Annotated in this window: 28 protein-coding genes; 12 read left to right on the plus strand and 16 right to left on the minus strand. The window is 71.6% G+C overall.

The window, feature by feature from the left end; genetic code table 11:
* Positions 1 to 5: 5 nt before the first annotated feature.
* Positions 6 to 857 (plus strand): diacylglycerol kinase family protein, encoded by an 852-nt coding sequence (locus ABZ848_RS06710; protein WP_360826361.1) that lies wholly within the window; start codon positions 6 to 8, stop codon positions 855 to 857.
* A gap of 23 nt (positions 858 to 880) precedes the next feature.
* Here ABZ848_RS06710 and eutC read toward each other — a convergent pair whose 3' ends face one another.
* Together eutC and ABZ848_RS06720 are read right to left on the minus strand one after the other, a co-directional pair.
* Complete coding sequence (gene eutC / locus ABZ848_RS06715) at positions 881 to 1,639, minus strand: ethanolamine ammonia-lyase subunit EutC (protein ID WP_360826363.1); 759 nt, start codon at positions 1,637 to 1,639, stop codon at positions 881 to 883.
* Positions 1,636 to 3,018: an ethanolamine ammonia-lyase subunit EutB gene (locus ABZ848_RS06720; protein WP_360826366.1), complete on the minus strand. Its 1,383-nt coding sequence runs from the start codon at positions 3,016 to 3,018 to the stop codon at positions 1,636 to 1,638. Before ABZ848_RS06720 ends, eutC begins: the two co-directional genes overlap by 4 nt.
* Positions 3,019 to 3,178: 160 nt before the next feature.
* Here ABZ848_RS06720 and ABZ848_RS06725 point away from each other — a divergent pair, with 160 nt between their 5' ends.
* Positions 3,179 to 4,690, plus strand: a complete 1,512-nt coding sequence (locus tag ABZ848_RS06725; protein WP_360826369.1) for an APC family permease — start codon at positions 3,179 to 3,181, stop codon at positions 4,688 to 4,690.
* On the opposite strand, the gene ABZ848_RS06730 is transcribed toward ABZ848_RS06725, so the two are convergent.
* On the minus strand, positions 4,691 to 5,182 hold the full coding sequence (locus ABZ848_RS06730; protein ID WP_360826372.1) for a MarR family transcriptional regulator: 492 nt from the start codon (positions 5,180 to 5,182) through the stop codon (positions 4,691 to 4,693).
* Positions 5,183 to 5,256: 74 nt separating this feature from the next.
* Here ABZ848_RS06730 and ABZ848_RS06735 point away from each other — a divergent pair, with 74 nt between their 5' ends.
* From ABZ848_RS06735 to ABZ848_RS06760, 6 genes are all read left to right on the plus strand, one after another.
* Positions 5,257 to 6,150, plus strand: coding sequence for an ABC transporter ATP-binding protein (locus tag ABZ848_RS06735; RefSeq protein WP_360826375.1), 894 nt, complete (start codon positions 5,257 to 5,259; stop codon positions 6,148 to 6,150).
* Entirely contained in the window at positions 6,150 to 7,718 is a 1,569-nt protein-coding gene (locus tag ABZ848_RS06740) for an ABC transporter permease (protein ID WP_360826378.1), read from the plus strand. Before ABZ848_RS06735 ends, ABZ848_RS06740 begins: the two co-directional genes overlap by 1 nt.
* 98 nt (positions 7,719 to 7,816) lie before the next feature.
* Positions 7,817 to 8,200 (plus strand): DoxX family protein, encoded by a 384-nt coding sequence (locus tag ABZ848_RS06745; protein ID WP_360826381.1) that lies wholly within the window; start codon positions 7,817 to 7,819, stop codon positions 8,198 to 8,200.
* A 35-nt stretch (positions 8,201 to 8,235) separates the two neighbouring features.
* On the plus strand, positions 8,236 to 9,153 hold the full coding sequence (locus ABZ848_RS06750; RefSeq protein WP_360826384.1) for an RNA polymerase sigma-70 factor: 918 nt from the start codon (positions 8,236 to 8,238) through the stop codon (positions 9,151 to 9,153).
* 48 nt (positions 9,154 to 9,201) lie between these two features.
* On the plus strand, positions 9,202 to 9,435 hold the full coding sequence (locus ABZ848_RS06755; protein ID WP_360826387.1) for a hypothetical protein: 234 nt from the start codon (positions 9,202 to 9,204) through the stop codon (positions 9,433 to 9,435).
* 16 nt (positions 9,436 to 9,451) lie between these two features.
* Entirely contained in the window at positions 9,452 to 9,646 is a 195-nt protein-coding gene (locus tag ABZ848_RS06760; protein ID WP_360826388.1) for a hypothetical protein, read from the plus strand.
* A 104-nt stretch (positions 9,647 to 9,750) separates the two neighbouring features.
* Here the strand turns inward: ABZ848_RS06760 and ABZ848_RS06765 are convergent, their stop codons facing one another.
* A complete protein-coding gene (locus ABZ848_RS06765) occupies positions 9,751 to 10,956 on the minus strand; it encodes a cytochrome P450 (protein WP_360826391.1) in 1,206 nt (401 codons plus the stop codon).
* Positions 10,957 to 11,011: 55 nt separating this feature from the next.
* A complete protein-coding gene (locus ABZ848_RS06770; RefSeq protein ID WP_360826394.1) occupies positions 11,012 to 11,710 on the minus strand; it encodes a DinB family protein in 699 nt (232 codons plus the stop codon).
* A gap of 103 nt (positions 11,711 to 11,813) precedes the next feature.
* Between ABZ848_RS06770 and ABZ848_RS06775 the strand changes: the two genes are divergently transcribed.
* Positions 11,814 to 12,101, plus strand: coding sequence for a hypothetical protein (locus tag ABZ848_RS06775; protein WP_360826397.1), 288 nt, complete (start codon positions 11,814 to 11,816; stop codon positions 12,099 to 12,101).
* Here the strand turns inward: ABZ848_RS06775 and ABZ848_RS06780 are convergent.
* Positions 12,057 to 12,275, minus strand: coding sequence for a DUF397 domain-containing protein (locus tag ABZ848_RS06780; protein WP_360826400.1), 219 nt, complete (start codon positions 12,273 to 12,275; stop codon positions 12,057 to 12,059). The genes ABZ848_RS06775 and ABZ848_RS06780 overlap by 45 nt on opposite strands.
* Positions 12,275 to 13,126 (minus strand): helix-turn-helix transcriptional regulator, encoded by an 852-nt coding sequence (locus ABZ848_RS06785; RefSeq protein ID WP_360826402.1) that lies wholly within the window; start codon positions 13,124 to 13,126, stop codon positions 12,275 to 12,277. The genes ABZ848_RS06780 and ABZ848_RS06785 overlap by 1 nt, the downstream gene beginning before the upstream one ends.
* A 198-nt stretch (positions 13,127 to 13,324) precedes the next feature.
* On the opposite strand from ABZ848_RS06785, the gene ABZ848_RS06790 reads away from it, so the two are divergent.
* Positions 13,325 to 13,753, plus strand: coding sequence for an ATP-binding protein (locus ABZ848_RS06790; RefSeq protein ID WP_360826405.1), 429 nt, complete (start codon positions 13,325 to 13,327; stop codon positions 13,751 to 13,753).
* Here the strand turns inward: ABZ848_RS06790 and ABZ848_RS06795 are convergent.
* Positions 13,741 to 14,337: an NAD(P)H-dependent oxidoreductase gene (locus tag ABZ848_RS06795; RefSeq protein WP_360827165.1), complete on the minus strand. Its 597-nt coding sequence runs from the start codon at positions 14,335 to 14,337 to the stop codon at positions 13,741 to 13,743. The genes ABZ848_RS06790 and ABZ848_RS06795 overlap by 13 nt on opposite strands.
* Before the next feature lie 118 nt (positions 14,338 to 14,455).
* Between ABZ848_RS06795 and ABZ848_RS06800 the strand changes: the two genes are divergently transcribed.
* Complete coding sequence (locus ABZ848_RS06800; RefSeq protein WP_360826408.1) at positions 14,456 to 15,292, plus strand: helix-turn-helix domain-containing protein; 837 nt, start codon at positions 14,456 to 14,458, stop codon at positions 15,290 to 15,292.
* A 64-nt stretch (positions 15,293 to 15,356) separates the two neighbouring features.
* Here ABZ848_RS06800 and ABZ848_RS06805 read toward each other — a convergent pair whose 3' ends face one another.
* Positions 15,357 to 16,061 (minus strand): GntR family transcriptional regulator, encoded by a 705-nt coding sequence (locus ABZ848_RS06805; RefSeq protein WP_360826411.1) that lies wholly within the window; start codon positions 16,059 to 16,061, stop codon positions 15,357 to 15,359.
* Positions 16,062 to 16,159: 98 nt separating this feature from the next.
* On the opposite strand from ABZ848_RS06805, the gene ABZ848_RS06810 reads away from it, so the two are divergent.
* Positions 16,160 to 16,699: a YbhB/YbcL family Raf kinase inhibitor-like protein gene (locus ABZ848_RS06810; protein ID WP_360826414.1), complete on the plus strand. Its 540-nt coding sequence runs from the start codon at positions 16,160 to 16,162 to the stop codon at positions 16,697 to 16,699.
* 18 nt (positions 16,700 to 16,717) lie between these two features.
* Here ABZ848_RS06810 and ABZ848_RS06815 read toward each other — a convergent pair whose 3' ends face one another.
* The 7 genes from ABZ848_RS06815 to ABZ848_RS06845 all read right to left on the minus strand — a co-directional run bounded on the left by ABZ848_RS06815 (position 16,718) and on the right by ABZ848_RS06845 (position 24,454).
* Positions 16,718 to 17,383, minus strand: a complete 666-nt coding sequence (locus tag ABZ848_RS06815) for a response regulator transcription factor (protein WP_360826417.1) — start codon at positions 17,381 to 17,383, stop codon at positions 16,718 to 16,720.
* Positions 17,380 to 18,744, minus strand: a complete 1,365-nt coding sequence (locus ABZ848_RS06820) for a histidine kinase (RefSeq protein WP_360826420.1) — start codon at positions 18,742 to 18,744, stop codon at positions 17,380 to 17,382. The genes ABZ848_RS06815 and ABZ848_RS06820 overlap by 4 nt, the downstream gene beginning before the upstream one ends.
* Before the next feature lie 94 nt (positions 18,745 to 18,838).
* Complete coding sequence (locus ABZ848_RS06825; RefSeq protein ID WP_360826423.1) at positions 18,839 to 19,513, minus strand: response regulator transcription factor; 675 nt, start codon at positions 19,511 to 19,513, stop codon at positions 18,839 to 18,841.
* The gene (locus tag ABZ848_RS06830) at positions 19,513 to 20,895 is read right to left on the minus strand and encodes a sensor histidine kinase (RefSeq protein WP_360827168.1); all 1,383 of its coding nucleotides are present in this window, start codon (positions 20,893 to 20,895) and stop codon (positions 19,513 to 19,515) included. The genes ABZ848_RS06825 and ABZ848_RS06830 overlap by 1 nt, the downstream gene beginning before the upstream one ends.
* Before the next feature lie 34 nt (positions 20,896 to 20,929).
* Positions 20,930 to 22,129 (minus strand): acyltransferase, encoded by a 1,200-nt coding sequence (locus tag ABZ848_RS06835; RefSeq protein WP_360827171.1) that lies wholly within the window; start codon positions 22,127 to 22,129, stop codon positions 20,930 to 20,932.
* 70 nt (positions 22,130 to 22,199) lie between these two features.
* Positions 22,200 to 23,123, minus strand: a complete 924-nt coding sequence (locus ABZ848_RS06840; RefSeq protein WP_360827174.1) for an alpha/beta hydrolase — start codon at positions 23,121 to 23,123, stop codon at positions 22,200 to 22,202.
* Positions 23,124 to 23,494: 371 nt separating this feature from the next.
* Positions 23,495 to 24,454: an alpha/beta hydrolase gene (locus ABZ848_RS06845; protein WP_360826425.1), complete on the minus strand. Its 960-nt coding sequence runs from the start codon at positions 24,452 to 24,454 to the stop codon at positions 23,495 to 23,497.
* Positions 24,455 to 24,520 lie beyond the last annotated feature (66 nt).

Below are 24,520 nucleotides of genomic sequence, written 5' to 3' on the forward strand. Positions count from 1 at the left end.
CCGAGGTGGCGACTTCCGCGACTTCCGAGGCGCACTCCGACCAGTTGCTTGTGGTCATCGATCCGGTGGCCCGCCGGACGGACGGCGAGGCGGTACGTATCGCAAAAGACGTGCTCAGCGCGGGTGCGCAGGCGAAGGTGTGCCTGCCCGAGGATGCGGAGGAGTTCGCCCGGGCCCTGTCCCGGCGCGGCTCGCGGCGGCCGGTGGTCATCGGCGACGACTGCGCGCTGGCCCGCGCGGTGTCCCTTCTGCACCGGCAGCGGGAGCTGGCCGGATGTGCGCTGTCGGTGGTGCCGGTCGGGGGCGCCCTGTCGGTGGCCCGCTCCCTGGGCGTGCCGACGGGGGCGGTGGCGGCGGCGCGGGCGGTCCTGGACGGCTCGGTACGCCGCCTGGACCTGCTCGTGGACGAGAGCGACGGGGTCGTCCTGGGCGCCCTGCGCATCCCCTCACTGCCCCCCGGCTCCCCTCCCCCGGCCCCCGCCGAACCCACCCGCCCCTGGCTCCGCACGGCCCAGTCCCTGGTACGAACCCTGGTCCCGCCCCGCGAGGCCCCGGCCCCCGCACCTCGCCCCGCCCGCCTCCGCGTCGAAGTGGACGGCGTGACCCTGGTGGACCTGGACCAGCCGGTGGAGGCGGTGTCGGTGACACCGGCCGCGGCGGGCATGGCGGAGATCGAGATCCGCCCCCTGTCGGTGGGCGCGGAGGCCTCACCGGTACGGGCCCTGGGCCGCACGGTGAGCGTCTCGGGAGCGGATTTCCGCTACCGGGCGGACGCGGGGGTGTGGGGTCCGGTACGGAGACGGACGTGGACGGTCTGGGAGGGGGCTTGGGGGCTTACGGTGCCGGGGGCTTCCTAGCTCCCGGCCGGACCGGCCGCCACTCAGCGCAGTCGGTCGAGCTCATCTCCGTGATCGCTTTCGTCCTTCAGCTCCACCCCGGTGACCCCCAGCTCCCGGCCCCTCCCCATCAGCCCCGCCAGCTTCCCGGCCGCCGTCTCGTACGTCAGTCCCAGCGGGGGTCGGATGTTGGACAGGCAGTTGCGGTCGGCGTCCGTCGTCACACCCGGGGTCGGTCGGTACGTGAGGTACGCGCCCAGGGAGTCCGCCGCCGACATGCCGGGGCGTTCGCCGACCAGGACCACCACCATCGCCGCGCCCATCGCCTGCGCGATGTCGTCGCCGAGGGCCACGCGGGCCTGTTCGGCCAGGACGACGGGGGCGATGCGCCAGCCGGGAAGGCGGGCCGTCGTCTCCCGCACCATCGCCGCCGCATGCTCGTGCACCGCCCGGCTGGACAGCCCGTCGGCGACGACGAACACCACGTCCCAGTCGCCGACGGGGAGATGGGCGCGGTCCGTGGGGTGGAGGCGGCGGCCCAGGTCCGGTCGCTGGAGGTAGGTCAGGCGATCGCCCGCCGCACTGCGGACCCGTACCGTGGCCAGACCCGCCAGCCCCGCCGCCACCGTGTCCGGCTCGAACGGCGAGTGCACCGCGTCCCGCGCCGCCGCGTGCGCGGCCTGGAGGGCCAGGCGGTGGCGGGTGGGGAGCGCGGAGCCCGCGCGGCCGAGGCCGATCCGGGCCTGGGTGCGGGCGCGCAGCACCGGCCACAACTCACCGCCGGGCAGGGTGACTTCGCTCATGCCGCCAGTTCCCTTCCGATCGCCGTCAGGGGATGCGCCCCGGACGCGTCCTTGATCGCTCCCCGCTCGTCCAGCAGCCCCACCGACTCCAGCCACGCCTCGAACTCCGGCGCCGGGCGCAGCCCCAGGACCTCACGCAGGTACAACGCGTCGTGGTACGAGGCCGATTGGTAGTTCAGCATGATGTCGTCGCCGCCCGGCGTGCAGATCACGAAGGACGCGCCCGCGACGGCGAGCATCGTGAGCATCGTCGCCACGTCGTCGTCATCGGCGTCCGCGTGGTTCGTGTAGCAGATGTCCAGGCCCATCGGGAGGCCGAGGAGCTTGCCGCAGAAGTGGTCCTCCAGCGCGGCCCGGAGGATCTGCCGGCCGTCGTACAGGTACTCCGGGCCGATGAAGCCGACGACGGTGTTCACCAGGAGGGGGTCGTAGCGCCGGGCCACCGCGTATGCCCGCGCCTCCACCGTCTGCTGGTCCACCCCGTGGTGCGCGTCCGCCGAGAGCGCGCTGCCCTGGCCGGTCTCGAAGTACATGACGTTGTCGCCGACCGTGCCCCGGCCCAGCGCCCGCGCGGCCTCGTACGCCTCGTCGAGCAGCCCCAGCGTCACGCCGAAGGAGGCGTTCGCGGCCTGGGTTCCGGCGATGGACTGGAAGACGAGGTCGACCGGCGCGCCCCGCTCCATCAGGTCCACGCTCGTCGTGACGTGGCACAGCACGCAGGACTGGGTGGGGATGGAGTAGCCGCTGATCACGCCGTCGAGGAGGTCGAGCAGGTCCCGTACGGCCTTCGGGCTGTCCGTGGCCGGGTTGATGCCGATCACCGCGTCGCCGGAGCCGAGCAGCAGGCCGTCGAGAAGGGCCGCGGCCACGCCCGCCGGGTCGTCGGTGGGGTGGTTGGGCTGGAGCCGGGTGGCCAGCCGGCCCGGCAGCCCGATCGTCGAGCGGAAGGCCGTCACCACCCGCACCTTCCGCGCGACGGCGACGAGATCGGCGTTCCCCATCAGCTTGGAGACGGCGGCGACCATCTCCGGGGTGAGGCCGGGGGCCACCGCCGCCAGCGCCTCGCTCCCGGCCGCCAGCAGCCACTCCCGGAACTCCCCCACCGTCATCCCGGCCACCGGCGCGAACGCGTCCGCGTCGTGCGTGTCGAGGATCAGCCGGGTCACGTCGTCGGTCTCGTACGGGATCACCGGCTCGGTCAGGAAGGCCGCGAGCGGCACCTCCGCGAGGGCCCAGCGGGCCGCCACCCGCTCCTGGGCGCTCGCGGCGGCGAGGCCGGCGAGCCGGTCGCCGGAGCGCTCCGGGCTCGCGGCGGCGAGGAGGCGGGCGAGCGAGTCGAAGCGGAAGCGTTCGCCGCCGAGGGTGGACAGGTAGCTCATGGCGGCGACCGTACGAGCGGCGTGTTGCCGACAGATTGCGACGGAGTTCTAAAGGTCTGGTTGACAAACATTTAACGTCCCGAGGCCCTTGCTCGACTCAAACGGGCTAGAGAGTTCCGGTCCAGTGCAAGCAGCGGACAGCAAGAGAGGGGCCACCCCGATGGCAGTGGACGAAGGAGTCGCCCCGGCGGCGAAGACAGCGGGATCGGACGTGGTCCACCGGCTGAAGCCCAACGCGGTGGGCCTGCTCGGCGTGGTCTTCATGGCCGTCGCCACCGCCGCGCCGATCACCGCCATGACCGGCAACGTGCCCTTCATGGTGTCGTCCGGCAACGGCATCGGCGCCCCGGCGAGTTACCTCGTCGCAATGGTCGTACTGGCAATCTTTTCCGTCGGCTTCACGTCGATGGCGAAGCACATCACCTCCACCGGCGCCTTCTACGGCTTCATCTCCTACGGCCTCGGCCGCACCGTCGGCCTCGCCTCGGGCCTCCTTGCGACCTTCGCGTACGTCGTCTTCGAGCCGGCGCTGATCGGCATCTTCTCGGTCTTCGCCACCGGAACCCTCAAGGACCAGACGGGACTTGACGTCCCGTGGTGGGCCTGCGCGATCGTGATGCTCGCCGTCAACGCGACCGGCACCTGGTTCGGCGTCAGCGTCGCCGAGAAGCTGCTCGTGGTGCTGCTCGGCACCGAGGTCACGGTCCTCGCCGCGATGGCGATCTCGGTCGCCCTGCACGGCGGCGGCCCGCACGGCTTCACCTTCGCCCCGGTCAACCCGGTCAACGCCTTCAAGGGCACGTCCGCCGGACTCGGCCTCTTCTTCGCCTTCTGGTCCTGGGTCGGCTTCGAGTCGACCGCGATGTACGGCGAGGAGTCCCGCGACCCGAAGAAGATCATCCCCAAGGCGACGATGATCTCCGTCCTCGGCGTCGGCGTCTTCTACGTCTTCGTCTCCTGGATGGCCATCATCGGCAACGGCGAGACGGAGGCCGTCAAGGTCGCCTCGTCCGCGAACCCGCTCGCCCTCTTCTTCAACCCCACCGAGCGCTACGTCGGCCACTGGGCGGTCGACCTCATGCAGTGGCTGATGATCACCGGCTCGCTCGCCTGCGGCATGGCCTTCCACAACTGCGCCAGCCGCTACATGTACGCCCTGGGCCGCGAGGGCGTCCTGCCCAGGCTCAAGAACACCATCGGCCGCACCCACGCCCGGCACGGCTCCCCGCACATCGCGGGCCTGGTGCAGACGGTGATCAGCGCCGTACTGATCCTCGCGTTCTGGGCCACCAGCAAGGACCCGGCCAACGCCCTGTACGTCCTGCTCGCCATCCTCGGCACGATGGCCATCCTGATCGTGCAGGCGATCTGCTCCTTCGCGGTGCTGGCCTACTTCCGCACCAACCACCCCGAGAGCCGGCACTGGTTCAAGACCTTCGTCGCCCCGCTCGCCGGCGGCATCGCGATGCTCGCGGTGGTACTGCTCCTGGTCTCCAACATGAGCGTGGCGGCGGGCTCCGAGTCCGACTCACCGCTCCTGAAGGCAACCCCCTGGCTGGTGGCCCTGGTCGGGGCGACGGGCGTCGGCTACGCGCAGTACCTGAAGCGCCGCTCCCCCGAGCGGTACGAACTGCTCGGCCGGACGGTCCTGGAGGAGACCAAGGAGCGGTAACTAGCCTTCGCCGAACAGCTGTTGGCGGTGCGTCCGCCACCGCTCCATCATGGCCGCGATCTCGCTCTCGACGAACTCGAAGAAAGCGAGCGTCTCGGCCATGCGGCGTCCCGCGGGGGTGTCGGCGCCGAGGCTGCTGACGCCCTCCCGCAGGGCCCCTTCCCACCTCTTGATGAGGGCCTCGCGGTTGGTGAGGGCCTCGTACCACTGGTCGCCGTGCACCCGGTAGCGCTCCCGGCGCGAACCCGGCTCCCGCTCGCGCGAGACCATGTGCGTCATGGTCAGATAGCGCACCGCCCCGGAGACGGCCGCGGGGCTGATCCGCAGCTGCTCGCCCAGTTCGGCGGAGGTCATCGTGCCCTCGTCGGAGGAGAGGAGGGCGGCGAAGACGCGGGCGGGCATGCGCTGCATCCCGGCCTCGACGAGCTGGGCCGCGAAGCTCTCCACGAACTTCGAGACCGCCTCCGGGTCCCTCCCCACCTCATCCGTCATGGTCACCACCCTAACCGGGGTTCATACGCTTCCTTAACTTCACAAATTTCTGAAAGAAGCGTACGTTCTGAAGCATGACGAAGGCAATCACGGTCGCCGGGCTCCACAAGTCCTTCGGCCGCACGCACGCCCTGGACGGCCTCGACCTGGACGTCGAGGCCGGCGAGGTGCACGGCTTTCTCGGCCCGAACGGCGCCGGGAAGTCCACCACCATCCGCGTCCTGCTCGGCCTGCTGCGCGCCGACTCCGGCGCCGCGCAGGTGCTGGGCCGCGACCCGTGGCAGGACGCGGTGGAGGTGCACCGCCGGATCGCGTACGTCCCCGGGGACGTGACCCTGTGGCGCAACCTCTCCGGCGGCGAGGTCATCGACCTGTACGGCCGGCTGCGCGGCGGGCTCGACGCGGGCCGCCGCGCCGAACTGATCGACCGCTTCGAGCTGGACCCGACGAAGAAGGGCCGGACGTACTCGAAGGGCAACCGGCAGAAGGTCGCCCTGGTCGCCGCCTTCGCCTCGGACGTGGACCTGCTGATCCTCGACGAGCCGACCTCCGGCCTGGACCCGCTGATGGAGGAGGTCTTCCAGCGCTGCGTGGAGGAGGAACGGGACAGGGGCCGCACGGTCCTGCTCTCCTCCCACATCCTCAGCGAGGTCGAGGAGCTCTGCGACCGCGTGAGCATCATCCGCAAGGGCCGCACCGTGGAGAGTGGTTCGCTCGCCGACCTGCGCCATCTGACGCGGACCAGCGTGACCGCCGAACTCGCCGGCGCCCCCAACGGGCTGTCCCACCTGCCCGGCGTGCACGACCTCGACGTACAGGGAAAGCGGGTGCGGTTGCAGGTCGACACGGACAAACTCGACGCGGTGCTACGGCAGTTGAGCGAGTCCGGCGTGCGGTCGCTGACCTCGACCCCGCCCACGCTGGAGGAGCTGTTCCTGCGCCACTACCAGGAAGACGGGGCGGCGTGATGACCTCCCTCACCGGCACGGGCGTGCTCCTGCGCTTCTCGCTGCGCCGCGACCGGGTGATGATCCCGGCGTGGGTGGCGGTCAACGCCCTGATGGTCCTGTCCATGCCGAACACCCTCAAGGGCCTGTACGGCACCGAGTCCGAGCGCGCCGACCTGCTGCACCAGGTGGCCACGAACGCCTCCTTCCGCGCGCTGATCGGCCCGGTCTTCGACGACTCCCTCGGCGCCCTCACCGCCTGGCGCGTCGGCGTCTACGCCGGGGCGCTCGCGGCCGTGACGAGCCTGCTGGTCGTCGTACGGCACACGCGTGACGAGGAGGAGAGCGGCCGGCAGGAGCTCATCGCGTCCGGCGCGGTGGGCCGCAGGGCCTCGCTGACGGCCGCCTTGCTGGCCGCGGGGGTGGCAAACGCCGTACTGGCACTGCTGGTTGTGGCCGGGCTGGCCGGACAGGGCGCGGCCGGTGCGCTCGCCTTCGGGCTCGGGCTCGCCGGGGTCGGCATGCTCTTCGCGACCATGGCGGCGATCGTCGCCCAGCTGACGGAGAGCGCTCGGCTGGCGCGCGGGCTGACGGCGGCCGTGCTCGGCGCGGCCTTCGTGCTGCGCGCGGCGGGCGACTCGGCTTCGGACGACGGTTCTTCGGTGCTGACCTGGCTCTCGCCGCTCGGCTGGCTGGAGAACCTGCGGCCGTTCGCGGACGAACGCTGGTGGGTACTGCTGCTGTTCGCGGCGGCGGTGGCCGTACAGGCCCTGGTCGCCTACGAGTTGGCGGGCCGCCGGGACGTGGGCATGAGCTTCCTGCCGACCCGGCCGGGACCGGCCGCCGGCCGCCTCGGCACCGCGGGCGCGCTGGCCTGGCGGCTCCAACGCGGCGCAGTGCTGGGCTGGTCGGTCGGCTTCTTCCTCGCCGGGGTCGTCTACGGCGGCCTCACCGACGGCGTGGCCGACATCGTCGGGGACAACGAGAACGCGCGCGAGATCTTCGAACGGATGGGCGGCCAGAGCGGGTTGACGGACGCGTTCCTCGCGTCGATGACCGGCATGCTCGGCCTGATCGCCGCCCTGTACGTCGTCGCGTCGGTACTGCGGCTGCACGGCGAGGAGACCTCGGCGCGGGCGGAACCCCTGCTCGCCGCCCCGGTCGGCCGACTGCGCTGGGCCGCCGGCCACCTGACCATCGCCTTCGCCGGCTCCGCCCTGATCATGCTCCTCGCCGGTCTGGGCTTCGCGGTCGGCTACGGCAAGGAGGTCGGCCCGATCCTCGGCGCCTGTCTGGTCCAGCTCCCGGCGATCTGGGTGATCGGCGGTCTGACGGCCCTGCTGTACGGCCTCGCGCCCCGCCTCGCCCCGGCGGCCTGGGGAGTCGCGGTGGCGGTCCTGCTGATCGGCTGGGTGGGACCGGCGCTGGACGCCCCGCAGATCGTCCTGGACCTCTCCCCCTTCGGCCACCTCCCGAAGCTGCCGGGCGGCGGGATGGAGTGGGGGCCGGTGCTGGTCCTGCTCGCGCTGGCGGCCGCACTGGCCGGGGCGGGTCTGGCGGCGCTGCGGCGCAGGGACCTGACCACCTGACCCGGTGGCTGTCACAGGCGAGGTGGCCTGTGGATGTCACAGGCGAGGTGGCCCTCTCGTCTCGGGGTTGCAGACAAGCCCCGATCAAGGAGTGGACGATGAACCTCGCGCTGTGGATCGCCGCCGGACTGCTGGCCGTGGTGGCCCTGACCGGCGGCGTCACCAAGACGTTCGTGCCGGTGGAGAAGCTGGCCGCGCTGCACGGCGGCGGCTGGACCGCGGACGTCGGCGCCCGCTTCGTCAGGACGCTGGGCGTGCTCGAACTCCTCGCCGCGGCGGGCCTGGTGCTGACCGCCGCGCTGGACGTCGCGCCGGTGCTGGTGCCGGTGACGGCGGTGTGCTGGATCGTACTGATGGTCGGTGCGATGATCACCCACGGACGCAGGGGAGAGTTCGCGCTCGTCGCGGTGAACGTGGTCTATCTGGCACTCGCGGTGTTCATCGCGTGGGGCCGCTTCGGACCGGAGTCCTTCACCGGCTGACAGCGCACGTGTCGTGTGGACCAGGGGGATTCGGCATGGGCGGCGGCAGGACCGAGGAGTTCCAGGAACTGCGACCACTGCTGTTCTCGATCGCCTACCGCATCCTCGGCAGCGTCTCCGAGGCGGAGGACGTCGTACAGGAGACCTGGCTGCGGTACGAGGCCGTGCCGACCGAACCCCGTTCGGCGAAGGCCTACCTGTCGACGACCGTGACCCGCCTCTCGATCGACGTACTGCGCTCGGCGCGGGTACGGCGGGAGCGGTACGTCGGCCAGTGGTTCCCCGAGCCGCTGCTGGACGACCCGTACGAGGACCCGGCGCGGGCGGCCGAGCTGGCCGACTCGGTCTCGCTGGCGGCACTGTTGCTGCTGGAGCGGCTCAGTCCGCTGGAGCGGGCGGTGTTCGTGCTGCGGGAGGTGTTCGACTTCGGCTTCCCCGAGGTCGCGGCGGCCGTGGGGCGCTCGGAGCCGGCGTGCCGGCAGCTGGCCGTACGGGCGCGGAAGCACATGGCGGAGGGGCGGCCCCGTTTCGAGGCGGACCGCGAGGAGCGGGAGAAGCTGGCGGCGCGCTTCTTCGACGCGCTGCGCGAGGGGGACGTGGCCGACCTGAAGGAGCTGCTCGCGGCGGACGTGACGATGGCCGGCGACGGGGGCGGGAAGTCGCCGCAGCTGGCGAGGGTCCTGGTGGGCGCCGACCGCGTGGCCGGGCTGGTGTCCGTCGCGTTCCCCCGCATGGCCCGGATCGGCATCACCTGGCAGCCGCACGAGCTCAACGGCCAGCCCGGCGCGATCTTCCGCGACCGGGACGGCAGGGTGGTCAGCACGATGACCCTCGACATCGCCGACGGCCGCGTCCAGACGGTCCGCGCGGTGATCAACCCCGACAAGCTGGGGCATCTGGGGCCGGTGGCGGACGCGTGGGCGTTGCACCGGGAGATGGGGCGGTCGGGCTGAACCGGGGACGTGGAAGATCGCGTCCTTGCGGGCATGGAGCGACGCGAGGTGGACGGAGTCACGTGCGGGGGCTGCGGGCTGTCAGCCGTGGGCGCCGTGGCGGCCCCGCTGTGGTGGCTGTCCACGCCCCGCACCCAACGCCACCTCGGCGGCGGCTTCGAGGGCGAGGGCATGGACTACACGGTCCTGCTGACCGAGCTCCCGTTCGTGATCCTCGGGGGAGCGTTCGTACCGCTCCTCGTGTTCATGCTGCTGACCCGGGTGCGGAACCGAAAGAACTGAAGCAGAGGTGGGGAACGTGATCATCCTGATACTGCTGGGCGTCCTGGTGCTCGTCATCGGCGGGTGCGTGTGCGTGGTGTGGGCGTCCCGCGGCGACAGTCCCCGCGCGGTCCGCGGCGCGGCCGCCGTGACGCTGGCCGCGGGCGAGGTCGTACGCAAGTGGTCGAAGGACGGGGACAGGCACCGGAACGAGTCCGGCGGCGACGCCTGAGCGCTTCGCTGGATGTGCGGCGATCTGTCGTCGTTCGTCTGCGGCGCCCCCGGCCTCGACGGCGGCCATCAACTGATAGTGCGCGTAACGCACCACGGCACTCACTATGGGACCTGCACCCGCAACCCTTCCAGCCCCCGGATCACGAAGTTCGGCTTTCGCTTCGGTTCCTCCGTCAAGGCGAGGGTGGGGGCCGTTTCCAGGAGGGCTGTCATGGAGGCGGTCAGTTCGATGCGGGCCAGGGGGGCGCCGATGCAGTAGTGGATGCCGGCGCTGAAGGAGATGTGCGGGTTGTCCGGGCGGGTGAGGTCGAGGCGCTCGGGGGTGGAGAACGCGGCCGGGTCGTGGTTGGCGGAGCCGAAGAGCATGGCGATCTCGGCGCCGCGCGGGATCGTCGTCCCGTCGATCTCGATGTCGTCCAGCACCCAGCGCTCGAAGAGCTGGAGCGGGGTGTCGTACCGCATGAGCTCCTCGACGGCACGGGGGACGAGCGCGTGGTCCGCGCGCAGGGCGGCGAGCTGCTCCGGGTTCCGGAACAGGGCGTACCAGCCGTTGACCGTGGCGTTGACGGTCGCCTCGTGGCCGGCGTTGAGGAGCAGGACGCAGGTGGAGATCATCTCCTGCTCGGTGAGCCGGTCGCCCTCGTCGTGCGCGGCGATGAGCCCGGAGATGAGGTCGTCGCCGGGGTTCTTGCGCCGCTCGGCGATGAGTTCGCGCAGGTAGTCGGAGAACTCGACGGAGGCCCGTACGGCCCTCGCCGCCACGTCCTCCGGCGGATTGAGCTCGTACATCCCGCAGATGTCGGCGGACCAGGGCCGCAGCGGGGCCCTGTCGGACTCCGGAATGCCCAGCATCTCGGCGATCACGGCGACCGGCAGCGGCTCGGCGACATCGGTCAGCAGGTCACCGCCACCGGCGTCCACCAGCCGGCCGGCGAGCTCCCGGGCGAGGTTCTGGACGTACGGCTTGAGCTGCTCGACCGTCCGCGGAGTGAACGCCTTCGAGACCAGCCGCCGGATCCTGGTGTGGTCCGGCGGTTCGAGGTCGAGCATCCCGTGGTCGTTGAGCGTGTGGAACGGCTCGTGCTCGGCCGGGGGTGCCGTACGCCCGAAGTCCTCGTGCGAGAAGCGGTGTTGATACGTCCGCCCGAGCCGCCGCTCCCGCAGCAGCGCCGAGACGTCCGCGTGCCGGGGGACGAGCCACTGGTTCGTGGGCTCGAAGTAGTGCACCCGGCCCTTGGCGCGGAGTTCGTCGTAAGCGGGGTAGGGGTCGGCGAGGAACGCCGGGTCCCAGGGGTCGAAGGCTGCCATGGACGGACGCTAGCCCGGGAAGCGGGCGTCTGACCAGGGGTGTCTTGCGCGCGTCTCATCGGACGCGGGTACGCCACAGGTCGCGCAGGACGGCGATCTCGGCCATGTGGTGGATGAACTCGAGGTTGGTGCCGGCGAGCACGTCGGCGAAGGGGTCGTCGGGGTCGGAGCCGTACGGGTACTGGGAGAAACCGACGGTGTCGAGCTGCTCGTCGGTGACGTCGGCGACGCTCTCGCGCCAGCGGTCGACGTCCGCCCAGAAGCGTTCGACGGCGAGGGACGCGGAGGGGGTGAAGTCGACCATCAGTTTCGGGTCCCGGCGCCGCTCGCCGAAGGCCCACTCCCAGCCGCCGGCGAACTGGAAGTGCAGGTGCCCGAGCCGCCACGCGATGGTGGTGACCGGGGGCGCGTCGGGCTCCGGCTCCCCGGTGTGCGCGAGCACCTCCTCGACCCGGCCGACACTCACGCTCCAGTCCTCGGCGATCTTCTCGACGCTCATGCCACTGGCTGCCTGCCGGGCCACTTCGCCGTACTCGCTCGCCGGAATGTCCGCGGCGCCGAGGTCCATGACCCACTCCCCCGGCCCGAACGCCCTCGGCGTCACGGCATCCGCCCGGCGCCGCAGCGACCAGCACCCGGGCACGGGCTCCCACAGGAACTCCTCGTCGCCGAGCCCCGTGAGCCGCACCTCAGCCATCTCCCGAGCGTGATCGAACTGCCCGAGCAGCAACTCCAGCCGACCGGTCGTCCCCATACCGAGCTCCCCTCACGACGACTTGGCACGCGCTGAGGGAAGTTAGCGTCTGGGAGCACGAGGGTGCGAACGATTTCCGGGCAAGGGGAAATGGGGACGAGGTATGGCAGTGGGAAGGGCGGCTCGCCGAGCGGAACGCAGGGCGAGCGTGGAGGCGGCGTTCGGCGGGGAACAGACCGCCGCGGCGGCGCTGGACCTACTGGAACTCCTCGAGTTCGCATGGCACGACTGCTACGCCGAGATCACCCCGGACGACCAGGTGATCGACGACATCCTGACGTGCGCGGAGGGCGACTTGACCCAGCTGATCCGCTACACGCGCCTGGCGGTGGAGGACTTCAGGGACCTACGCCTGGCCGCGGACGCGATCAGATCCGGCGAGGCTCGCTGAGAGCGGGTCCTTGAGGTGATCGACGAGGGCGGTGAAGGCGGGGGCGGGGAAGGTGAGGGTGGCGCGGGTCGGGAACTTGGAGTCGCGGATGGCTATGTGGGCGGGAAGGGGGGCGATCTCGACGCAGGTGTCGCCCTCGCCGCCGCCGGAGTACGTCGACTTCCGCCAGTTCATCACAGTTCCTTCGCCAGTCGGTGGATGAAGTCCCGCGACGCCACAGGGTCCAGCGACGCGTCCTCCACCTTATGGAACAGTCTCCGCAGGTGCTTCAACTGCGGCTCCGCATCGCAGAACTCGACGCCGGTCGGCGAGTCGCGCAGGCCGGTGTCCAATTTGGGCCCCGGACCTTCGAGGTACATCAGCGAGGCTCCGGCACCCGCGAAACCTTCCTGGTCGACCGGGATGACCCGCACGTCCGCGCGGCCCTCCTCGATCTTGTCCAGGATGAAGCGGAGTTGAGAACGGGACGTCCTGCGATCGGCCACGTGAACACGGAGCGCCATCTCATGGATGACCGTCTCGTAGGGGGTAGGGGTGTCGCCCTCGAAGATGGTGCGTCGCCTCATCCGATGCTCCACGCGCGGCGCCAGTTCGCTCTCCGGCAACTCCGGGCGCATGAATGCGAAGACGGCGCGGGCGTAGTCCGGGATCTGGAGAAGCCCAGGGACATACGTGATCACCACCTCGCGCAGGGACACCGCGTGATGTTCCGTCTCGGCCACGTCGAGGTTCACCTGGGGCAGGACTCCTCGATAGTCGTCCCACCAGCCATGTGAGCGCTCGGCCGCCATGGCCGCCAGGGCGTCGACGAACTCCTCGTCCGCGCAGCCGTAGTGAGCCGCGAGTCGACGGACCCGTGCTGCGCTGACGCCGGCGATGCCCGCCTCCATCTGGCTCATCTGCCCCGAAGTCGAGTCCAGGAAGGCCGCCACCTCGCGCGCCTTCAAGCCTGCCGCCTCCCGCAGTTTGCGCAACTCGGCTCCCAGGCGCACCTGCCGAGCGGTGGGATTGCTCCTCGGCGGCATACGTTCTCCCGTCCCAACACCCTTGTAGGCCTGCCACGTTCGGGTGCCAGATTACGGCAACAGGTTGCACCGTAAGAAATTTCTGCCGTACCGTCGGTGACGCAACGCACACGCTGCGGAAGTGCACCGCTCCGCCCTGCCATGACGGCCGCGGCACCGCCACCGCACAACTCCCCACCACCTGAACGGAGTTCACGCATGCCCGAAACCGAACCGCCGGCCTCCTGGGAGTACACCCTCTCCATCCCCAACGACCCCCGCGCCGTCACCGTCTGTCGCCGCACCCTCCGCCTCATCCTGACCCTGCACGGCCTCATCACCCTCGTCGACACCGCCGAACTCCTCGCCACCGAGCTGGTCTCCAACGCCGTACGCCACACCACGGGCCCCGCCGCCCTCCGCGTCCGCTGGTCGGCCGGCGTACTCCGTGTCGGCGCATGGGACGCGGACCCCGAACCACCCGACCCACCCCGCGACTTGACGGACCTCACCGCCGAGGACGGCCGGGGTCTCGCGCTCGTCCGGTCCTGTTCCGACCTCTGGGGCTGGCAGCCGCTGTCCAGGTTCGGCAACCGGGGCAAGTACGTGTGGTGCGACGTGAGTCAGCGCGCGGCTCAGGCCGGGTAGGGAACGGCCTCGCGTGCCGAGCGGAGGGCGTTTGCCCACCAGGACAGCTGGTCGAGCAGTGTCTTGGCGTAGGCGGGAGCCTCCGCGTCGAGGGGGTGCCCGTCCTGCCACGCCGTGAAGTAGTTGGGGAAGGCGAGGCCGTCGCGAACCGTCACCGCGTGCAGTTCGGTCAGTACGTTCTCCAGGTGCAGCACCGCGTGCCGTCCGCCCGCCGCGCCGCCGTAACTGACGAAGGCGACGGGCTTGGCCGTCCACTGGGTGAAGTGCCAGTCGATGGCCGCCTTCAGGGACGCCGGGTAGCTGTGGTTGTACTCCGGCGTGACCAACACGAACGCGTCGGCGTTCGCCAGCGCCGACGTCAGCGCCGCCATCCCGGCCGGACGGGGATAGTCGTCGCCGGCGTACTTCGGTGAGGCGGCGGGCAGCGCGAGGGGAATGTCGAACTCGGCCAGATCGACCACCTCCACGTCGAATCCACCGTGGGCGTCGGCCTGTTCGGCCACCCAGGAGGCGACCACGGGACCGAACCGTCCCTCCCGCACACTGCCCACGACGACCAGCAGCCTGGGCTTCTCGTTGTCCATATCCATGGCCCTAGCGTCGGGCCGCGGCCCGGGTGGCAGCCAGACCGGGCTCAGGCTGGCCCCCGCAGGGCCACGCTGCGCTCTGCGCGCCCGGTGTGCGGAGGCCTACCCTCGTTTCATGGGAACGCCGTTGGGGGATTTCGTCCGGGCCCGGCGCGACAGCATCCAGCCGGAGTCGCTGGGACTGCCGGACCGCGGCCGCCGCCGGTCACCGGGCCTGCGGCGCTCCGACCTCGCGGCGCGGGCCGGCATCAGCGTGGAATACCTGACCCGCATCGAACAGGGCCGTGACCGCAACCCCTCGATCGCCGTGGTGAACGCGCTCGCCGACGCCCTCGCCCTCGCCCCCTCGGAACGCGACCACCTGCGCTACCTCGCCAAGATCACCGGCGGCGTGTGCACCGCGCACACCCGGCCCGCCCCGGCGTCCCGGCAAGTGCGGCCGTCCGTACTGGAGACACTGCGCCTCCTCGAACCGGGCATCGCCATGGTGACCAACCGGCTGGGCGACCTCCTCGCCCACACCGGCACCTTCGAGGCGGTGACCGGCGGCAGCGGACTCCTCGACACCGACCCGCCCAACCTCACCCGCTATGTCTTCACCCACCCCGGCGCCCGTACGTTCTTCGCCGACTGGGGCGACATCGCGGACGAGCTGGCATTCGACCTGTGGCACGCACCGTCCGTCGAGAACTCCGAGTGGTTCACTGCGGAACTCGCGCCCGCCGCCGGCCCCGACTTCACCCGCCGCCTGAACCAGCACACGGTCCCACGGCGCGGACTCCTCCGGCTCAACCACCCCTCCGGCCACGAACTCCGCCTGCACCGCGAGACGCTCGAACTCCCCGCCGACGCCCAGCAACTGGTCGTCTTCCTCCCAGCCGACGAACACACGACCGAGTCCGTCGCCGAACTCCGCCACCAGGCCCGCAACCCGCTCCGCGCCATCTCCTGACACCCGCCCGGCCGGCGCCACCGAGGGAGTTCCGCGGCCGCCTTCGGCCGGGGTGACGAGCGCGTCAGGCTTCCTCCACCGGTTCTTGGGAAGTGCCGTCGGTCAGTCCGGCCGCGGTCAGGGTGAGGTGCCGGGCCAGTACCGCGGCCGCGGCGTCGGCGTCGCGGGCCAGCGCCGTCTCCTCCAGCAGGCGGTGCTCGCGGGCCCCGTCCCGGTCGGAGACGCGGTGCGCCGACCAGCGGCGGGCCAGCTCGCTCGCGGTCCACATCCGGTCGAAGGTCTCCAGCAGGACGGGATTGCCGCAGCCTTCCAGCAGGGTGCGGTGGAACAGCCGGTGGGCTTCGGACCACGCACCGCTGTAGTACTCGCCCTCCTCCGGAACGTACGCCGGAGTGCGGGCCAGACGGTGATGGGCGGCTCGGACGCGAGCCTCCCAGTCGACGTCGCCGCGCCCGACGGACATGCGCAGCACGACCGGTTCGATGGTCCGGCGGGCCTCCGCGATCTCCTGCCAGCGGCGGTCGGAGAAGGCCGGTACGGCGAAGCCCCGGTTGGGCAGCCGGTCGGCGAGACCCTCGCCGACCACCCGCACGAGCGCCTCGCGCACAACGGCCAGGCTCACGCCCTGCCCCTTGGCGAGGTCCTGCGGTTTGAGGGCGTCACCGGGGCCGTAGTCCCCGCGCATGATCGCGTCCCGCAGGTGTGCGTAGACCTGCTCGGAGAGCATCTGCTTCCCCGCCGAGGTCGAGGTGTTGGCCGTCTGGGTCATGCGCCTCAGCGTAGACGTTGACACGGATAATCGATTATTACTGCTATCATCGATTACATCGCCACGACCCCGCACCACCACCCGAAAGGAACGCAACGATGAACGGCAACGACCCCTTCGCCCGCCTGCCCGAGGCGGCCTCCTTCGCCGTCACCAGCACCACCGTCACGGACGGTGCCGCCCTCTCGCCCGAGCAGTTCTCCGGCATCTTCGGCGTCCCCGGCGGAAAGGACATCTCCCCGCAACTGTCCTGGAGCGGAGCCCCGGACGGCACCAAGAGCTACGCCGTCACCGTCTACGACCCCGACGCCCCCACCGGCTCCGGCTTCTGGCACTGGGCGGTCGCCGACATCCCCGCCACCGTCACCGAACTGCCCGAGGGCGCCGGCGACGACACCGGCTCAGGCCTGCCCGAGAGCGCCTTCCAGCTGCCGGGCGACGCCCGCGCGGCCCGCTTCATCGGCGCCGCCCCGCCGGCCGGGCACGGCCCGCACCGCTACTTCATCGTGGTGCACGCCCTCGACGTCGCCTCCATCGGCGTCGCGGCCGACGCCACCCCCGCCGTCCTCGGCTTCACCATGGCCGGCCACATACTCGGCCGCGCGGTCCTGACCGCCACCGCCGAAACCCCCGCCTGACCACCAGCAGGTCCAGGCTCAGCCCGGGGTCACCAGCCGGGCCTCGTACGCGAACACCGCCGCCTGCGTGCGGTCGCGCAGGCCCAGTTTGACCAGGATGCGGCTGACGTGGGTCTTGATCGTCGACTCCGCCACCACCAGGCGTTCCGCTATCTCCGCGTTCGACAGGCCCTGGGCGATCAGGACCAGGACCTCCGTCTCGCGGTCGGTCAGGTCGCCGTAGGCCGCGTGCGCCGACTGCATGGGGCGGGGGGTGTCGGAGAGTTTCGAGAACTCCGTGATCAGGCGTTTCGTGACCGAGGGAGCCAGGAGGGCCTCGCCCGATGCCACCACCCTTACGCCGTCCGCCAGTTGGTGCGCCGAGGCGTCCTTCAGGAGGAAGCCGGAGGCTCCGGCGCGCAGGGCCTGGTAGACGTATTCGTCCAGGTCGAAGGTCGTCAGGACCAGGACTTTGGCTGTCGTGTCGGTCGCTACGATCTCCCGGGTCGCCTCGATGCCGTTCAGCTCCGGCATGCGGATGTCCATCAGGACCACGTCCGGGGAGAGTTCGCGGACTCGGGCCACCGCCTCTCGGCCGTTCACCGCCTCGCCCACGACCTCGATGTCCGGCATCGCGTTCAGCAGGACCGAGAAGCCCTCGCGCACCATCATCTGGTCGTCCGCGATCAGGACGCGGATCGTCATGCTTCTCCCTCGCTCGCGGCGGCGACCGGCAGGAACACCGCCACCTCGTAGCCTCCTTCGTCCGTGCGGCCCGCCGTCATCTCGCCGTTCAGCATGGTGACGCGCTCCCGCATCCCGGTGATGCCGTGGCCGGCTCCCGGCGAGGGCTTCACCAGGGAGGGGTTGGGTGTCGGACCGTTGACTATGCGCAGGCCCAGGCCGCCGAGGACGTAGGAGACCTCCACGCGGGCGCCGGCGCCGGGGGCGTGGCGCAAGGTGTTGCTCAGCGCCTCCTGGACTATCCGGTACGCCGACAGCTCCACGCCCTGCGGGAGTTCACGTATCGCCCCGGTGATCGCCTTGTCGACGCTCAGGCCCGCCTCCCGCACATTGGCGAGCAGGCCGTCCAGGTCGGCGAGGGTGGGCTGCGGGGCGTCCGGGGCCTCGTAGTCCTCGGCGCGGACCACGCCCAGGACCCGGCGCAGCTCGGTGAGCGCCGCCACCGCGTTCTCCCGAATCGTCGCGAACGCCTTCTCCAGCTCCGGTGGCGGGTTCTCCACCCGGTAGGGGGCGGCCTCGGCCTGGATCGCGACGACCGACATGTGGTGGGCGACCACGTCGTGCAGCTCGCGGGCGATCGTCGTGCGCTCCTCCAGCAGCGTGCGCCGGGAACGCTCGTGCTGGGTCACCGTCTGCTGGGCGGTCACCTCCTGGCGGGCCTCGCGGCGGATGTGCCAGACGGTCACGGCGAGGAGGGCGATCGCGGAGAGGAACAGCAGCTCCATGGTGTTCGAGCCGGAGACTTGGCCGCCAACGCTCTCCGCCGCGAGGCCGTACACCCCCGTCAGCACCCACATCCACGCCGCCGTGCGCGGCCTGGTCCGTATCGCCACGATCGTGAGCACCGCCAGCTGGCAGGCGAAGGCACCGGGCCGCCACGGCCACTCGCCGAACCATTCGCTCGTCAGGAAGGCGGCCATCGGGGTCGCGACCATCGACAGCCAGAACGCGGCCACCGGCCGGACCAGCGTCAGCAGGATCGGGGTGAGGGCGAGCAGGCCGAGGAAGAAGTTCAGTCCGGCGCCGTGGACGCTGTTGTTGGCGGCGATGAGCATCGCGAGCAGCGCGGCCGCGGTGATCAGAGCGTGCGGCGTCCAGGCCGCGTACCCTTGCAGCCGGCCGGGCAGGCGGCGGGTGACCGGGCCGTCGACACCCATGCGGGGCAGCGGACGGTAGGCGAACACGTCGTGGAACAGGTCCTGCCGCAGCCCACGCAGGGCGTCCGCGGCCGCCCGGAACTCCGGGCTGCGCGGCTGGTACGGATCGAACGTGCCCCCCGGCGGATCGGAGGGCGTCGACTGCGTCTGGGTCGTCTCGTTCACATTGAAAACCGTAGGCGGAGGCCGGGGTAGCGGTCGTCACCAGTGAGGATGGTCCTCCCGCCTCCCTCTCAGGTACTACGGGTACCGGGACACGTCAGTATCCCGAGGGCCGCACGAGCCCCGACTCGTACGCGAACACCGCCGCCTGGGTGCGGTCCCGGAGGCCCAGTTTTACGAGGATGCGGCCCACGTGGGTCTTCACGGTCTGCTCGGCGACGACCAGGCGCTCCGCGATCTCCGCGTTCGACAGGCCCTGGGCGATCAGCGCCAGGACCTCCGTCTCGCGCTCGGTCAGGTCGCCGACACGGTCCTTCAGCGGCGCGCGGGGTCTGTCGTCCAGCCGGGAGAACTGGGCGATCAGCCGCCGGGTGATGCCGGGCGCGAGCAGCGCGTCGCCGGCCGCCACCACCCGTACCGCCTCGGCGAGCTTCTCCGCGGACGCGTCCTTCAGCAGGAACCCGGACGCACCGGCCCGCAGCGCCTCGTACACGTACTCGTCGAGGTCGAAGGTGGTGAGCACCAGCACTCTGATGTCGGGGCGTTCGCCGGTGATGCGGCGGGTGGCCTCGATGCCGTTCAGCTCGGGCATGCGGATGTCCATCAGGACGACGTCCGGGGAGAGTTCGGCGACCTTGGCCACCGCCTCCTGGCCGTCCACCGCCTGCCCGATCACCTCGATTCCGGGCTGCGTGTTGAGCAGCACGGTGAAGCCCTGCCGGACCATCTGCTGGTCGTCGGCGATGAGTACGCGGATGGGACTGCTCGTCATCAGGGGGCGTCCTCGGGGTCGGAAGGGTCGGTGGAGTCGGTGGAGTCGGTGGCGTCCGCGGGGAAGATGTACCGGATCCCGTAGTCACCGGAGTACTCCAGGCCCTCGGGGAGCGGCTGGACCGGGAGGAAGGCCGTGACCCGGTAGCCGCCCTCCTCGGTCGGGCCGGAGTCCAGCTCGCCGCCTAGCATCGAGGCGCGCTCCCGCATGCCGAGCAGGCCGTGTCCCGCGCCGGGCGACCGGGGGGCGGGACGGTCGGGGCGGGTGTTGGTGACCGACACCCGCAGACCGTAGAGGTGGTACTCGACCCTGACCTCGGCGCTCGCGCCCGGCGCGTGCCGCAGGACGTTGCTCAGCGCCTCCTGCACGATCCGGTACGCCGACAGCTCCAGGCCGGGCGGCAGCGGGCGCGCGTCGCCGACGGTCTGGACGGTGACCGTCAGCCCCGCCGCCCGGGTGTTCTCGACGAGCATGTCCAGCCGGTCCAGGGTGGGCTGCGGGCTGTGCGGGTCGAACGCGGCGTCCGCCGGCGCGTCCGCGTCGGGGCCCTCCGAGCGCAGCACACCGAGCACTCTGCGCAGTTCGGTGAGCGCCTCCAGGGCGTTCGCCCGGATGCCGTCCAGGTTCTCCCGGAGCTCCGGGGACGGGTTCTCCACCAGGTGCGGGGCGACCTGGGCCTGGATGGAGATGACGGACATGTGGTGGGCGACCACGTCGTGCAGTTCGCGCGCGATACGGCTGCGCTCCTCCAGCAGGGTGCGCCGGGCCCGCTCCTCGGCGGTGAGCGATGTCTGCCGGCCCAGCTCCGCGCGTGCCTCGCGACGGCCGCGGACGGCTATGCCGAGCACCACGGCGATCGTGGACAGGGCGATGGTGATCACGCCGGTGGGCTGGAAGTGCGTCGCGCCCCACACGCCCTCCAGGAGGTAGGTGACCAGTGCGGTGAGCACCAGCACCTCGACGGCCACCCGGGTGCGGACCCGCAGCGCGACCAGCAGCAGCACAGCCAGCTGCGCGACGATCCCGGCCACCGTCCAGGGCCAGGTGAACCCGGACCCCTCGGCGCTGCCCAGCTTGCCGTTCACAGCGACGGCACCCACGACCGCGGCCCCCGTCGACAGCCACCACGCCGGGATCGGCCGCCACATCGCGAGCACCACGGCGCCGCCCTGCGCGAGCGCGATCAGGAAGCCGTTGATGCCCAGATGGCCGTTGTCCTGGAGCTGCGCCGTGCCGCCCAGCACGATGCCGAACGCCGTCAGGCACAGCACGCCGTGCGGCAGCCAGCGCAACCACTTGGACGGGGGCAGCGGATCCGCGCGGAGGGTGCACAGGTCGTCGCGCACCACCCGCAACCCGCGCACGGTCCGGCTCGCGGCCATGCGCTGGATCCCCGTCTGCGTCACACGCAACACCCTAGACACGGCGCGCCCTCACCGGTGTCGCCCGATCCGGCGGGCGGTGCGCCCGGACGACGCGCGAGCGGCCCGGCCGGCCGGGGCGGCCGTGCTCGTAGGACCGAAAGGCGGCCCAGCAGACGGTGAGCGCCAGGGCGAACACCGGCAGCCAGGCCAGTCGGTACGCCACCCAGACGAGGCCGTCGGGACGGGTGTGCAGGCCGGGCAGATGCCCCGCGAGGAGGCCGGTGGCCGTGGTCGCCATCATGGCCGTCTGGTGCCAGAGGAAGATCGTCATCGCGGACAGGTTCACGCAGGCCACGGCCGCCCAGGCGAGCGGGCGTCGCATCGTACGGCGCAGCCGCTCGCGCAGCAGCAGGGCGAGGCCGCACTGGGCCAGGCCGAAGGTGACGGCGGCCAGGGTGGGCGGGTTGAGGTTGGAGACCGAGGCGCCCGGGACGCCGACCATCGAGGCCGGGTAGCCCGCCCAGGCCACCAGCCCGGCCGTCGCCGCCGTACCCCCTGTGAGCAGGATCCAGCCCGAACGCCGGCGCTCCAGCTCACCGCGGGTCCAGGCCGCGCCCAGGGTGTACGGCACCAGCCAGCCGGCCGCGAGGTTCAGCCAGCCGAGGCTCTGCGGGGCGCCGAGGCCGAAGCGGAGAAGGTCCACATGGAGGACGACGGCCAGCGGCCACAGGGGGTTGAGCCGGGTGAGGAGCGGGGTGGCCGCGGTCAGGGCCGCGAAGACCACGAGGAACCAGAGCGGGGAGAGGGCGAGTTTGGCGAGCGTGCGGACCGTTTCGAACTCCGTGCCCGTCAGGAGCAGCGCGGTCGTCGCGATCGTCCACAGGGTCAGGACCGCGGCGACCGGTTTGAAGAGGCGGGACAGCCGGGTGGTCAGCCAGGTGCGGTACGGGGTGCCCTTGGCGCGGGCCGTGGCGTAACTGCGGGTCGCCACATGGCCGCCGACCAGGAAGAACACGGCCAGGGGCTGGAACGCCCAGGAGATCGGGGCCAGCCAGGGCATGTGCTGGAGCGGGCTCGTGGTGTGCAGGGTGCCGCCGTCCGCGACGAGGGCCGTGACCAGCCAGTGGCCCAGGACCACTCCGAGGATGGCGAAGGCGCGCAGGGCGTCGACGGCCCGGTCGCGGTCGGCGGGGGTGGCGGCGTCGATGCGGGCGGCGGCGTGCCGGATGCCGTGGCGTATGCCGTGGCGTATGCCGTGCCGTGTCCCGTGGCGTCCTCCTCCGTGCCTTGCTCCGGCCCGTGTGCGGTGCGTGCTGCTCGGCTCAGGCACGGCCGACCTCCTTCGTCTCGCCGAGCACGATCCGGGCGAGGTTGGTCAGGGAGACCGAGCCCGGTTTGAAGTAGTCGCTGTGGCCGCCGGGGCCTGCCGCGAAGACGCGGGCGCCGTAGGCCGGGGACACGGGGTCGGTGCCGAAACCGACGGTTGTGCCGAAGAAGTTCGTGCGGACGTGCGGGACTTCGGCGATCCAGTCGTCGGCTCCGCGGGCCGCCCACACGCGGGCGCGGGTGCGCAGGTCGGTGGCCTTGTCCACGCCGGTGCCGGGGCTGCCGACCAGGGCGATGTCGGAGACGTCGAGGTGGGGGGCGGCTTGGGCGCAGACGACTGTGCCGTAGGAGTGGCAGAGGAGGGATATGCGGGCGTGGGGGGTGGTGATGGTGTGCAGGGCGGCGATGAACTCCCGTAGGTGGGGCGCGGCTTGGGCTGCTCGGTCCGAGGTGAGGACGGTGGGGCTGATCGTGGCGGGGGTCTTGTAGCCGAGCCAGGTGATTACTGCTGTGTGGGTGGTCCTGGGGGCGGTTCGGGTCAGGCGCGTCTGGAGGGAGAGCGCTGTGGCGCGGAAGCGGGGGTACGTGTCGATGGAGGTGTCCGAGCCGGGGACGAGGACGGCGACGCGGGTGGCGTGTGCGAGGTCGCCGAAGACCTCCGTGATCTGGCCTTCGCCTCGGGCGTCGAAGTGGAGGAGGTGGTGGGAGGGGGAGGCGAGGGTGTGGTCTGCGGCGGCGCGTTTGTGGTCGCCGTGGGTGGCGGCCATGGTGGCGGCTTGGGCGGCGTTTGCTTGGTTGGCCTTGTAGGCCGTGTCGAGGGTGGAGGCGGTGAGGGGGGTGGGGAGGGTTGCGGGGCGTGGGGCGGGGATGGTGGGGCGGGTTGCTGCGGAGAGGGGGAGGACTACGGCGGCGGTTATCAGGGCGGCGAGGGCTGTTCGACGCCAGTGGTGGGGGCGGCGGGGGGTGGGGGCGGTCGCTGTCGGCTGGGTGGAGGCGGGGCGTTGGGGCTGGCGTACCGGGGTGTCGCTCGCCCGCGCTGGCGGGGTGCCGCTTTCTTTGGGTCGGGAGCCGCCCAAGCGGCACGACTGCCCGCAGCTGCGTTCGCTGCACGGCTGCTCGGAGCCGTATGTTTCCAAGTCCCCCGTCGTCAGCCCCACCGTCGTCTCCCCTCCCGTTGGCCCGGGCATCGGGCCTGTCTGGGTGGGAAGTTACGGAGCTGGGGGTGTCGTCCGCGTCCCGCCTGGGAGCTCTTCTGGGATGTAGCTCTCAGGTACTACGGGTATGAAAGGGCTCACCAAGCCAGTTGGGCGATCTCCTCCGCCACCACCGCGCACGCGTCCGCCGCCGGGTCGATCAGGGGGAAGTGGCCGACCTCCTCCAGCAGCGTCAGGCCCACCACCTCGCCCGCCTTCGCCGCCGCGTCCGCGTACGACTCGGCGACCGCCTGGGGGACGACCAGGTCTCCGCGACCCTGGACCAGCGTCGTCGCGATGCCCGTGGGGAGCAGGAGCGCCGGGTCGGCGTACGGGCGGCGTTCCGCGAAGTGCCCTTCTCCGCCGAGGAGTTGCCGCGCCGCGTCCCCGCAGACGTTCAGCTTGCCGGACACCTCGAAGTCGGCGATCGGGGCGAGGGCGACGACGCCGCGCAAGGGGGCCGGGCGGTCGGTGCGCCATGGCGCGTCCGCGGGCAGTACATGTCGGGCCGCCGCCCACAGGGCCAGGTGGCCGCCGGCCGAGTGCCCCGTGATCACCATGCGGCGCGGATCCGCCTGCGGCAGGGCTTCCCGTACGAGCGCGGGCAGCGCGTCGATCGCCGCCGCGACGTCGTCGAAGGTGTCCGGCCAGCGTCCCGCGACCGCACCGGTGCCGGTGCCGGTGCCGGTGCTTGTGTCAACGTCACCACCGACACCGTTCGCCGCGCCGGCACCCTGCGCCGGAATCGCCACCCCCTCGTCCCCCGGCCCCCGCCGGTACTCCACGCTCGCCACCGCGAACCCCCTCCGCGCCAGGAAGTCCGCGAACGGGGAGATGTGGCGGCGGTCGTACGGGGCCCGCCACGCGCCGCCGTGCAGGACCACGACCAGCGGGACCTGCGCGCCGGAGGGGTCCTCGGCGCGCGGGGCGTAGAAGTCGATCAGCTGGTCGGGGTGGTCGCCGTACGCGGCGGTCGCGTCGGGGTCGACCGCCGGGTGCGAGAACGCCGACTCCTCCTCGGCGGCGGCCCGGGCTGCTGCGGCGTCGTCGTCCGGCATGCTCCAACCTCTCAGCGACGTAACTATGTTGGCGGACCAGGTGGGTAATCGGCCGTTGGCGGGGAC

This window comes from Streptomyces sp. NPDC047081 (assembly GCF_040643775.1).
Lineage (GTDB): Bacteria > Actinomycetota > Actinomycetes > Streptomycetales > Streptomycetaceae > Streptomyces.